Origin of the sequence: Citrobacter sp. MGH 55 (assembly GCF_016906145.1) — a bacterium.
Lineage (GTDB): Bacteria > Pseudomonadota > Gammaproteobacteria > Enterobacterales > Enterobacteriaceae > Citrobacter_A > Citrobacter_A amalonaticus.
On sequence record NZ_CP070239.1, the window covers coordinates 4889354 to 4901506 of the forward strand.

The 12153-nt window shown below is 55.7% G+C and carries 11 protein-coding genes; 4 read left to right on the plus strand and 7 right to left on the minus strand.

Annotated features, from left to right (window positions below; translation table 11 throughout):
* The first annotated feature begins 48 nt into the window (after positions 1 to 48).
* Positions 49 to 912, plus strand: coding sequence for an acyl-CoA thioesterase II (gene tesB, locus JTI98_RS20405; protein ID WP_043001567.1), 864 nt, complete (start codon positions 49 to 51; stop codon positions 910 to 912).
* Positions 913 to 985: 73 nt separating this feature from the next.
* Here tesB and amtB read toward each other — a convergent pair whose 3' ends face one another.
* From amtB to decR, 5 genes are all read right to left on the minus strand, one after another.
* The gene (gene amtB, locus JTI98_RS20410; protein ID WP_043001568.1) at positions 986 to 2272 is read right to left on the minus strand and encodes an ammonium transporter AmtB; all 1287 of its coding nucleotides are present in this window, start codon (positions 2270 to 2272) and stop codon (positions 986 to 988) included.
* A 31-nt stretch (positions 2273 to 2303) separates the two neighbouring features.
* On the minus strand, positions 2304 to 2642 hold the full coding sequence (gene glnK / locus JTI98_RS20415; RefSeq protein WP_002891893.1) for a P-II family nitrogen regulator: 339 nt from the start codon (positions 2640 to 2642) through the stop codon (positions 2304 to 2306).
* 223 nt (positions 2643 to 2865) lie between these two features.
* The gene (locus tag JTI98_RS20420; RefSeq protein ID WP_044258949.1) at positions 2866 to 4644 is read right to left on the minus strand and encodes a SmdB family multidrug efflux ABC transporter permease/ATP-binding protein; all 1779 of its coding nucleotides are present in this window, start codon (positions 4642 to 4644) and stop codon (positions 2866 to 2868) included.
* Positions 4637 to 6409, minus strand: coding sequence for a SmdA family multidrug ABC transporter permease/ATP-binding protein (locus tag JTI98_RS20425; protein ID WP_216081741.1), 1773 nt, complete (start codon positions 6407 to 6409; stop codon positions 4637 to 4639). Before JTI98_RS20425 ends, JTI98_RS20420 begins: the two co-directional genes overlap by 8 nt.
* Before the next feature lie 45 nt (positions 6410 to 6454).
* Entirely contained in the window at positions 6455 to 6913 is a 459-nt protein-coding gene (decR, locus tag JTI98_RS20430) for a DNA-binding transcriptional regulator DecR (RefSeq protein ID WP_043001571.1), read from the minus strand.
* Positions 6914 to 7025: 112 nt separating this feature from the next.
* On the opposite strand from decR, the gene JTI98_RS20435 reads away from it, so the two are divergent.
* Positions 7026 to 8081 (plus strand): PLP-dependent cysteine synthase family protein, encoded by a 1056-nt coding sequence (locus tag JTI98_RS20435; protein WP_216081742.1) that lies wholly within the window; start codon positions 7026 to 7028, stop codon positions 8079 to 8081.
* A 43-nt stretch (positions 8082 to 8124) separates the two neighbouring features.
* On the opposite strand, the gene cof is transcribed toward JTI98_RS20435, so the two are convergent.
* A complete protein-coding gene (gene cof / locus JTI98_RS20440; RefSeq protein WP_216081743.1) occupies positions 8125 to 8943 on the minus strand; it encodes an HMP-PP phosphatase in 819 nt (272 codons plus the stop codon).
* A gap of 99 nt (positions 8944 to 9042) precedes the next feature.
* Between cof and JTI98_RS20445 the strand changes: the two genes are divergently transcribed.
* Together JTI98_RS20445 and queC are read left to right on the plus strand one after the other, a co-directional pair.
* Positions 9043 to 10743 carry an SgrR family transcriptional regulator gene (locus JTI98_RS20445; protein ID WP_044327292.1) on the plus strand — a complete coding sequence of 567 codons (1701 nt, stop codon included), beginning with the start codon at positions 9043 to 9045 and terminating at the stop codon, positions 10741 to 10743.
* A gap of 190 nt (positions 10744 to 10933) precedes the next feature.
* Positions 10934 to 11629: a 7-cyano-7-deazaguanine synthase QueC gene (gene queC / locus JTI98_RS20450; RefSeq protein ID WP_043001575.1), complete on the plus strand. Its 696-nt coding sequence runs from the start codon at positions 10934 to 10936 to the stop codon at positions 11627 to 11629.
* Between the two features lie 64 nt (positions 11630 to 11693).
* Here the strand turns inward: queC and fadM are convergent, their stop codons facing one another.
* The gene (gene fadM / locus JTI98_RS20455; protein WP_043001576.1) at positions 11694 to 12092 is read right to left on the minus strand and encodes a long-chain acyl-CoA thioesterase FadM; all 399 of its coding nucleotides are present in this window, start codon (positions 12090 to 12092) and stop codon (positions 11694 to 11696) included.
* Positions 12093 to 12153 lie beyond the last annotated feature (61 nt).

Here is a 12153-nt window from a genome sequence, read left to right on the forward strand (position 1 = left end):
ATACTCTGCCTATCTCGCTTCGGCGTCGTTGTTACCTGGAGAGCATGTATGAGTCAGGCACTGAACAATTTGCTGACATTGTTGAATCTGGAAAAAATTGAGGAAGGACTCTTTCGGGGCCAAAGTGAAGACTTAGGGTTGCGCCAGGTATTTGGTGGACAGGTCGTCGGTCAGGCGCTGTATGCAGCGAAAGAAACGGTACCAGAAGAACGCCTGGTCCACTCGTTTCATAGCTATTTTTTACGCCCTGGTGATAGCCAGCGACCGATTATTTATGACGTGGAAGTTCTGCGCGACGGCAACAGCTTCAGCGCCCGCCGCGTTGCCGCTATTCAGAACGGAAAGCCTATCTTTTATATGACCGCTTCATTCCAGGCGCCAGAGCCCGGTTTCGAACATCAAAAAACCATGCCGCACGCCCCCGCGCCGGAAGGATTGACATCAGAGACCGACATTGCCCGGTCAGTCGCGCATCAGTTGCCGCCGATTTTAAAAGATAAATTTCTCTGCGATCGCCCGCTGGAAGTGCGTCCCGTTGAGTTTCATAACCCGTTAAAAGGCCATGTGGCAGAACCCACGCGCCAGGTGTGGATCCGCGCGAACGGTACGTTACCCAACGACATTCGCGTCCATCAGTATCTGTTGGGCTACGCCTCCGATCTCAATTTCCTGCCGGTTGCCCTGCAACCTCACGGCATTGGTTTCCTGGAAAAAGGGATTCAGATTGCCACGATCGACCACTCCATGTGGTTCCACCGTCCGTTTGATTTGAATGAATGGCTGCTGTACAGCGTGGAAAGCACGTCGGCCTCCAGCGCGCGTGGATTTGTTCGCGGCGAGTTCTACACGCAGGATGGCAAACTGGTGGCCTCGACCGTGCAGGAAGGGGTAATGCGTAATCACAACGAATAAAAAACCGGATGGCATTGCTGCGCATCCGGCGATATCCCGCGTTGCCCGGTTAAGTTCACCGGGCATTTTTCTGTTATGCGTTGTAGGCATTCTCGCCGTGACTGTTCACATCCAGCCCTTCGCGCTCTTGCTCTTCCGGGACGCGCAGACCAACGGTCATATCCGCCAGCTTGTAGCCGATGAAGGCCACGACGCCAGACCAGACGATCGTGATGGCGATGCTCTCAAGCTGAACCAGCAGCTGATGCCCCATCGTCACCCCTTCAGCAAAGCCCACACCGCCCAGTGCGCTTGAGGCAAAGACCCCGGTAAGAATACAACCGACAATCCCGCAGACACCGTGAACGCCAAACACATCACACGGGTCATCAACGCGCAGCAGACGTTTGAGCATTGTCACGCCCCACAGCCCGGCCACGCCAGCCACCACGCCAATGATTAACGCGCCACCGACACCGATGTAACCACAGGCAGGCGTCACGCCGACCAGACCAGCAATCGCCCCTGAGCATGCCCCCAGCAGAGACGGTTTACCGCGCAACGCCCACTCGCCGAAGATCCAGCCGAGGATCGCGGCGGCCGTGGCAACAACGGTGTTCACAAAGGCCAGCGCAGCAATTTCGTTCGCCGTCCCTGCGGAACCGGCGTTAAAGCCGAACCAACCGATATAGAGGATCGCCGTACCGGTAAAGACCATCGGCAGGTTATGCGGTTTGAACGCCTCTTTGCCGAAACCCACACGTTTGCCAATCAGGTAAGCCCCCACCAGGCCAGCGATGGCGGCGTTGATATGCACGACGGTACCGCCGGCAAAGTCCAGCGCACCGTGCGATCCCAACAGGCCGCCGCCCCACACCATATGGGCAATCGGAATGTAGGAGAGGGTCAGCCAGACCACCACGAAGATCAGGACGGCAGAGAAACGGATGCGTTCCGCCAGCGAACCGACGATCAGGCCGACAGTAATACAGGCAAACGATCCCTGGAATGCAACGTGAATATATTGGTAGATACTGCCCATTACGGCGGTCAGTTCAATGTTTTTCAGCATCACCCAGTTGAAGTTACCGAAGAAGCTGTTCCCTTCGCCGAATGCCAGTGAATAACCAAACACCACCCATATGATGCACACCAGCGCAAAGGTGACGGTGACCTGCGTCAGCATCGACAGGACGTTCTTCCCGCGGATCAAACCGCCGTAAAACAGGGCGATACCCGGTATGGTCATAAACAGCACCAACGCGGTACAAATCATCATAAAGGCGTTATCGGCTTTATCCGCCACTGCCGGAGCAGCCATCGCGAGACCTGGCAGCAGCGCCAGCGAAGCAAGGCCCGTTTTCATCGTTGCTATCTTCATTTTGTCGTTTCCCGTTACTGTGTGCCAGGCTTTACAGCGCCGCTTCGTCAGCTTCGCCGGTGCGAATACGAATGACGCGTTGCAGCTCCGCGACGAAAATTTTGCCGTCGCCAATTTTTCCGGTGTAGGCCGCCTTGCTGATGACATCGATCACTTCATCCAGTTGGTCGTCGGCAATGGCCACATCAATCTTCACTTTAGGCAGGAAGTTGACACTGTACTCTGCACCCCGATATAACTCGGCATGACCCTTCTGACGTCCGAACCCTTTCACTTCGGTGACGGTCAGCCCTTGAATACCAATAGAAGAGAGCGCTTCGCGAACGTCTTCCAGTTTGAACGGTTTGATTACCACGGTAACCAGCTTCATAGATCCCCTCCAGTCAGAATTCGGCATATGGTGCGACTACACGACTGAGGTATTGCAAGGGGTATGCCAGAATTGAAAAAGCGGGGCCGATGTCTGTTCTACAGGCCGTCTGACTGGCGATTCAGAATGGAAAACGGAACGGGAAAAGAAAAACGCACCATGGCAGTGCATGATGCGTTACATTTTTGCACCACCGCCGAAGCGACCCGGCAGTGGCGGTGCATCAGGCGGGAAGCGACTCCTCACGAACGCTGGCGGCAAGCTCTTCGCCAGCGAGCTGGAGCTGATACATCTGCCAGTAGCGCCCTTGCGCCGCAAGCAGTTGCTGATGAGTACCACGCTCTACCGCCTGTCCACGATGAAGCACCAGAATGGTGTCCGCCTCAACAATGGTCGACAGTCGGTGCGCAATCACCACCAGCGTGGTGTGTTCGCGCACGGCGGCCAGCGCATGCTGAATGGCCTGCTCGGTACCGGAATCGATACTGGCGGTCGCTTCGTCGAGGATCAAAATTTGCGGCGTTGCCACCAGCACCCGCGCCAGCGCCAGTAACTGTTTCTGCCCGACGGAGAGATTGTTCCCCTGCTCGCCAAGTTGAGTATGAATGCCTTCGCTCATCCCGCGAGCCAGCTCCGCCAGTTGCACCGTCTCCAGGGCTTGCCACACTTGTTCTTCAGAGATATCCCGCCCCAGCGTCACGTTTGCCAGGAATGAATCCGCCATGACCACCGGATCCTGTTGCACCATCGCGACGCCCTGACGCAACGCGCTGTGACTCAGTGAACGTAATGGACGCCCGTCAAGGCGAATCTCCCCCTGACTCAGTGGGTAATAGCCCATCAGCAGACTGGCAAGCGTACTTTTACCGCTGCCGGTATGCCCAACCAGTGCAACAAAACTGCGGGACGGTACGGAAAGGCTGACATTTTGCAGCACCAGATTATCATCGCGGTAGGCGAACGACACATCCTCAACGTCAATCTGCCCGGACGCCAGCGGTCGCGGGTCCTGCCCGTAACGCTGGCGCGGCCCGTCCATCAGTTCAAACACGCGCTCCCCGGCCACCACGGCCTGTTGCAGCATCGACTGCTGAGTGGTCAGTTCGATCAGCGGTTCATTAAGGCGTCCCAGATAACTGATAAAGGCGTAGAGCACCCCGACTTCTATTGTTCCTGCCGACGTAAAACTGAACAACATCAACAGACCGCAGAGAATGAGCGCGGAAAACAGGCTCAGCAGAGGCCGTAATAAGAAGCCATCTAAACGCAACGTCTGCATACGCGCCAGATAATGCGAGCGGCTGGCTTCGCCCATCCTCTCACCAAAGCGCGCCTGCTGGCGAAACTGCTGGATCACGCTCATGCCGTTAATCACTTCGTTGAAGCCATCATTGATATCGGCGAGATAAGCCCGCACACGACGGACTATCGGCGTGCTGTAACGCTGATAGATAATCATCACCACCAGCACCGCCGGGAAAATCAGGATCGCCACCAGCGCCATGCGCCAGTCGAGACTGAACATTGCCACCAGCATCGCGCCAATCAGCGCCGCGCTGCGCAGAACTGTCGCGACTACCGTGACATACAGATCGCGGATCACTTCGGTATCGTTGGTGACGCGCGAAATGAGCTGTCCGACGGGCTGCGTGTCAAATTCACTCAACGGCTGGCGCAGCGCGGCATCCATCACGTCGGTACGCAATTGCTGCACCACGCCGACCGCAGCGCGGTTAAACAACAGCGACTGAGCATAGTGCAGACTGGCGGCGAGAATCTGTAGCCCAAGATAGGCGGCAATGAGTCCGGTCACCCTCCCCAGCGGCAGGTTATTTTTAGCCACCATGTTGTCGATGAAGTAGCTTATCAGTAGCGGCCCGCTGACTTCTGCTGCCGCCGCGACCCACAGCATAATCACTGCAACGCCTAATGGTTTTCGCCATGGCGATCCATAGGCCAGCAGGCGTTTGAGGGTCGGCCATAACTGCCCAAAACTACGCATTTGCCGCCTCCTCGTTATTTTCCGGCGCATCATCAAGCGCCGCTTCCAGTTGCTGATAACGGTACATATCGCGATACCAGCCCGCCTGCTGCACCAGTGCCTCGTGATCGCCGCGCTGCGCGATATGCCCATGCTGCATCACGATGATTTCGCTCGCTTCAGTCAGCGCCGAGAGGCGGTGCGCGCTGATAATCACCGTTCGCCCTTCTCCCCACTGGCGCAGATTGTGCAAGATCTGATGCTCCGTTCGCCCGTCCACCGCCGACAGGGCATCATCCAGGATCAGGATTTCGGCATTCAGCAACAGCGCCCGCGCAATGGAGATACGCTGTTTCTGTCCGCCGGAAAGCATCACGCCGCGCTCACCGACTTCAGTGTCGTAACCCTGCGGCAGACGGAGAATATCCTCATGCACACTGGCTAAACGCGCGACATGTTCAATATCCTGCTGCGTGGCGCCGGGGCAGCCCAGCGCAATGTTATTGGCTACCGTATCCGAAAACAGGAATGGCGTCTGACTGACCACCGCCAGCCGACTGCGCCAGCTATCCAGTTGCAGGCATGGCAGAGGGATGTCATGAAAACGGATATCTCCCTGGGTGACATCGAAATGGCGCTGAATCAGCGACAACACGGTACTTTTACCCGCACCAGTCGGCCCGCAGATGCCGAGCATCTGCCCAGGCTTAAGCTGAAAATTGACATTTTCCAGCGTCGGGTGCGTGGTTTGCGGATAGCTGAACTCACGGATTGCCACCGCTAGCTCGCCCCGCCCTTCCGGCACCGGTTCGCTGCCATCATTCACCACCGGCGCTTCTGCCAGCATCGCGCGAATACGACCGTAAGCCGCACTGCCGCGCTCCACGATGTTAAACATCCACGCCAGCGCCAGCATCGGCCAAATCATCAGCCCGAGATACATCATAAAGCTGGTCAGTTGTCCCAGCGTCAGCGAACCTTGTACGACCATCCAGCTACCGCCGCCGATAGCCAGCAGGTTCGCCGTGCCGATGGCGATATAAATCGTCGGATCAAAGCGGGCATCAATACGCGCCACACGCATGTTTTTCTTCCCGGTATCTTCCGCGTCAGCCGCAAACAGCGCGGACTGCCGATCTTCCAGGCCAAAGGCTTTGATCATGCGAATACTGGTCAGGCTCTCCTGGGTACGGTCGTTGAGACTGGAGAATGCCGCCTGCGCCAGCCGGAAGCGGTCGTGCAGACGATCGCCATAACGTTTGATCATCAGCGCCATCACCGGCATCGGCAGCAGGGCAAACAACGTGAGCTGCCAGCTGATCTGCGTGGACATCACAATCAGCACCGCACAGCCCATCACCAGCGAATCCACCAGCGTCAGAACCCCTTCCCCGGCGGCAAAGACAACGCGGTCGACATCATTGGTGGCGCGCGCCATGAGATCCCCAGTGCGGTGGCGCAGATAAAATTCAGGATGCTGGCGGCTGAGTTGGCGGTAATAATCTTCGCGTAGCTCCACCGCCAGTTGGTAAGACGCACCAAACAGCAGCACGCGCCAGACGTAGCGCAGCAGATAGACCACCACGGCAATCAGGGCGATGGTGCCAATCCACAGCATGATCTGTTGCGGCGTAAAGCGTTGTGTAGATACGCCATCCACCACAATACCGACCACTTTTGGTGGAATGAGTTGCAGAATAGCGATGAGGATAAGCAAGGCAACCGCCCCGAGGTAGCGACGCCACTCCCGGCGAAAATACCAGCTTAATTGAGCAAATAATCGCACGTATTATGTCCTGACCTGATTTTCCGGCAAATCGTGCCGGGAGAGTTATTCGATTGGCAGCGCAGTGGTGTATTTAATCTGTTCCATGGCAAAGCTCGACGTGACGTCCGACAGACCGGGAACGCTATTGACCAGACGTTTATAGAAGTCGTCATAGCGCTTCATGTCGGCCACCTGAACCCGCATCAGGTAATCGTACTCCCCGGCCATGCGCCAGAAGCCCAACACCTCCGGCATCTCACTGACCACCGTCACGAAGCGGCAATACCAGTCACTGCTGTGATGCTGGGTTTTAATGAGCACAAAGGCAGTTAATCCCAGCCCCAGTTTTTCCGGATCCAGCAGTGCGACTTTACCGACCAGAATACCCTCATCTTCCAGTCGTTTGAGGCGTTTCCAGCAGGGTGTGGTGGTCAGATTAACGGCATCCGCCAGCGCCTGCAAAGAGAGGGTGCAGTCCTGTTGCAACAATGCAAGCAGCTTACGGTCAATTTTATCTAACATACCGGCACCTCAGAGAAGAATTTTCTCCTTACATTCTATTTTAAAGGCTAAATGGCAACAATTTTTTCCGTGCTTTTCGCTACTCTTGGCACAAAATGACAAATGGATACTAATGATGAACAGCACCTGGGTTAAAAATGCCATCAATGAGATTAACGCGGATTATCAGCGCTCGGCGGATACCCATCTTATCCGCCTGCCATTACCGGCATTTCCGGATATCCAGCTCTATCTGAAAGATGAAAGCACCCACCCGACCGGTAGCCTGAAGCACCGGCTGGCGCGTTCGCTGTTCCTCTATGGGTTGTGCAATGGCTGGATTAAGGAAGGCACAACTATTATCGAATCCTCTTCCGGTTCAACGGCAGTCTCCGAAGCCTATTTCGCGCGCCTGCTGGGGCTGCCGTTTATCGCCGTCATGCCCGCCTGCACGGCCAAACGGAAAATCGAACAGATTGAATTTTACGGTGGTCGCTGTCATTTCGTGGACAGCGCCTGCGAGATTTATGCGGCGTCAGAACAACTGGCGCATGAGTTGAACGGCCATTATATGGATCAGTTCACCTATGCCGAACGCGCCACCGACTGGCGCGGTAACAACAATATCGCCGACAGCATCTTCCGCCAGATGCAGTGTGAACCGCATCCCATACCGAAACACATTGTGATGAGCGCCGGAACCGGCGGGACCTCCGCGACCATTGGCCGCTACATCCGCTGCCAGGGTTACGATACAAAATTGATGGTGGTGGACCCGGAAAACTCCGTCTTCCTGCCTTTCTGGCAGTCGCGTGATGCTACGCTGCGCAGCCCTGTCGGCAGCAAAATTGAAGGAATTGGACGCCCGCGCGTCGAACCGTCATTCATTGCCGACGTGGTCGATGAGATGCTGCGCGTACCGGATGCCGCCAGCGTGGCGACCGCGCACTGGCTGGAAACGCAACTGGGCCGCAAAGTCGGCGCCTCTACGGGCACCAATATGTGGGGTATGCTGCAACTGGCCGCCCGCATGCGCGAAGCCGGAGAAACCGGTTCGCTGGTGACGCTACTGTGCGACAGCGGCGAACGCTATCTGGACACCTACTACCATGCTGAATGGGTGAGCGCCCATATTGGCGATCTTCGCGCGGCGAAAGCAGAGCTGGCGCGGTTGCTGAATACGCATTAAATCAAAAAAAACCGGGCTGAACGCCCGGTGCTGGTAGGGTCTCTCATTCGGGGGAATAAGGAAGATTTGGATAGTCCAGCCAATGTGTCAAAAAGTGTGATACCGCCTGGTTGCGACAATGACCAATCACCGGTAAATGGGGAAGTTCGGCAATAAGCTGCGGCATGGCATTGCCCATGATCAGGCCACGGCCGACACTGCCAAGCATTTCGCGATCGTTCATCGCGTCACCAAACGCCATACATTCCGCCAGCGACAGCCCCAGATGTCCGCTCAGGACCTCCAGTGCAGAACCTTTGTTACAGCCTACCGGCAGTACTTCCAGGCAATCGATCGCCGAGTAACAAAGATGGGCTCGTGCACCCAGTACCTCTTCAAGCTGAATTTTCAGCCTCGTCAAATCGTCATGATCGCCACAGAAGCAAACTTTAGTCACCCGATCTGCCGGAATACGCGCGACATCCACAATCTGATAGCGAAAACCGCTATAGACGTGGGCGTGCAGCATCTCGGGAATCTCTTGTCCGGTAAACCAGCCGTTATCGTTGAAGACATGCATACTCGCCTGTGTGTCCCAGTGCTGATGCAGGACGATCTCAGCAACAGCCGGATCCAGATCCTGACGGTGCAGCACCTCGCCTTCCAGCGAGTGAATGCGTGTCCCGTTACCGGTGATCAGAAAAGCATCGAGTGAAAAGGTGCCGAGAATATGGCGCATTTCCAGTACATGGCGTCCGGTGGCAAACGTCAGGGTAATGTCACGTTCACGCAGACGCGCCAGAGTAGAGAGCGTTTCATCACCCAAATGGTGATTTGGCATCAACAGGGTGCCATCCATATCAAATGCAGCCAGGCGTGCCATCTCTTTCTCCACTCGGTGACGGATTAACTTGTGATTCAGTATTACCTGAGATATACGGAAGTAATAGTGAATAGATAAAAGAAATTGTTCCGGGTTTATATGCGACTTCTCAATCGGCTTAATCAGTACCAGCGACTCTGGCAGCCTTCTAACGGCGAACCGCAGCACGTGACCGTCGGGGAACTGGCTGAACGCTGCTTCTGTAGTGAGCGGCACGTCCGCACGTTGTTGCGCCAGGCGCAGGAATCAGGTTGGCTGGTCTGGGAGGCGCAGTCCGGACGCGGTAAGCGCGGGCAACTGCGTTTTCTGGTGGCCCCGGAATCATTGCGCACGGCGATGATGGAACAGGCGCTGGAGAAGGGCCAACAGCTTAGCGTACTGGAGCTGGCGCAACTGGCACCCGGTGAACTGCGGGCCATGCTGCAGCCCTTTATGGGGGGTCAATGGCAAAACGACACGCCCACGCTGCGTATTCCCTATTACCGTCAGCTTGAACCGCTGCATTCTGGTTTTCTTCCCGGTCGCGCCGAGCAACATCTCGCAGGGCAGATTTTCTCCGGACTGACCCGTTTTGACAGCCAGACGCAGCGGCCATGCGGGGATTTAGCCCACCACTGGGATATTTCCGCCGACGGGTTGCGCTGGGACTTCTATATCCGCTCGACGCTGTTCTGGCACAACGGTGACGCGGTAGAGACCACACAGCTTCATCAGCGACTGCTGATGTTGCGCAAACTCCCGGCACTGAACCGGCTGTTTATCAGCGTAAAGCACATTGAGGTGACGCATCCACAGTGCCTGACGTTTATCCTGCACCGCCCGGATTTCTGGCTGGCGCACCGGCTGGCAAGCTACGGCAGCCTGCTGGCACATCCGGAACACCCCGTCATCGGAACGGGACCTTTTCGTCTGACGCTGTTTACGCCCGAACTGGTACGTCTGGAAAGCCATGACCATTACCATCTCGTACATCCACTGCTCAAAGCCATTGAATACTGGATCACCCCTCAGCTTTTTGAGCAAGATCTCGGCACCAGTTGTCGCCATCCGGTGCAGATAACCATTGGCAAACCCGAAGAGCTCGCCACGGTGAGCCCGGTAAGTACCGGCATCAGTCTCGGCTTTTGCTATCTCGCGCTGAAAAAAAGCGCCCACCTGACGCCACTGCAGGCTCGTCGGCTGGTCAGCCTTATTCATCGTTCTTCACTGCTGCAAACGCTGGATGTGAGAGAAAACCTGATTACGCCCTGCAACGAATTGTTGCCTGGCTGGGCCATTCCGCAGTGGGAGGGGCTGGAATCGGTTGAACTACCGAAAAAAATGACGCTGGTTTATCACCTGCCGGTGGAACTGCATACTATGGCAGAACACCTGCGCCACACGCTGGCCGCCCTCGGCTGCGAACTGACGCTGATTTTTCATAACGCGAAAACCTGGGACGGCTGCCAACGGCTTGCCGAAGCGGATCTGCTGATGGGAGACCGCCTGATTGGCGAAGCGCCCGAATATACACTCGAACAGTGGCTACGCTGTGATTCACTTTGGCCGCACGTGCTTGATGCACCAACATTCTCACATCTTCAGGCCACGCTGGATGCGCTGCAAATCAGACCGGAAGAGGATCATCGCTATGCCGCGCTGCGGCAAGTTTTCGCCAGCCTGATGGATGACGCGACGCTGACGCCGCTGTTTAACTATCACTATCGCATCAGCGCACCACCTGGTGTGAACGGGGTGCGGTTGAATCCGCGCGGCTGGTTTGAGTTCACCGAAGCCTGGCTACCGCCACCCGCGTCGTGAAGAAGCTGGTCGCCAGGCAACTCTGGCGCTACCATAGCGGCTTTATACACGTCATTCTTCAAACTGCCTCTTTGTCGGCTACGTCTGTTCACCCCTGTCATTTACTTATGTAAACTCCAGGAGATTCTCAGACTTTTCGTCTCGATGCAATTTGAATGGCTTTGTGTACAGTAACTTATCAGGATTAACCATGAAACGTGCCGTCGTAGTATTCAGTGGAGGCCAGGACTCCACCACCTGTCTGGTGCAGGCGCTGCATCAGTATGATGAAGTGCATTGCGTGACCTTTGATTATGGTCAGCGCCATCGCGCGGAGATTGATGTTGCACGTGATCTGGCCCTGAAACTGGGTGCACGTGCACACAAAGTACTGGACGTGACGCTGCTGAGTGAACTGGCAGTCAGCAGCCTGACCCGTGACAACATCCCGGTTCCGGATTATGAACCGGATGCTGATGGGATCCCGAATACCTTTGTCCCTGGACGTAATATTCTGTTTCTGACCCTGGCGGCGATTTATGCTTATCAGGTAAAAGCAGAAGCGGTGATTACCGGCGTCTGCGAGACCGATTTCTCTGGTTACCCTGACTGCCGCAATGATTTTGTCGAGGCGCTGAATCACGCCATTAAACTGGGGATGGCGAAAGATATCCGCTTTGAAACGCCGCTGATGTGGATTGATAAAGCCGAAACCTGGGCGCTGGCAGATTATTGGGGTAAGCTGGATCTGGTACGTGAAGAAACGCTGACCTGCTATAACGGCATCAAGGGCGACGGTTGCGGCCACTGCGCAGCCTGTAATCTACGCGCAAATGGCCTGAATCATTACCTGGCAGATAAACCGGTCATAATGGCGGCAATGAAGCAGAAGACCGGTTTGAAATAATTGCGGGTTTCGCCGGATGGCGGTGCCAGGCACCTTATCCGGCCAACAGTTGGATCATCCACCCCTACTTCACCATCTGCTCCAGCTTTTCGCGTAACTCCCCTTCCAGCGGCAGCGCTTTTTGCGATTTCAGATCAATACAGACGAACGTAATAAGCGCATCAGCCACCACCTGTCCTTCCGGTTCCAGCGTAATCACCTGGCTTAGAATACCGCTTTTCCCGTTTAGCTGTTGCACCTGACTGGTGACGGTTAGCAGATCACTCAGAACCGCTGGACGGCGATAGTTAATATTGATGTTGACCACCACGAAAGCGATATTGTGGGCCGTCATCCATTGAAAACTATCGCTGCTCTCCAGGCCATCCCAGCGGGCTTCCTCCAGAAACTCAAGATAGCGGGCATTATTCACGTGCTGATAGACATCAAGATGATAACCACGAACCTTAATCTGTGTTTGCATAGCGCAGAGACCTTACGTTTTTGTTATAGAGAGACAAGAGTAGAGAGATCATAACTGGTAT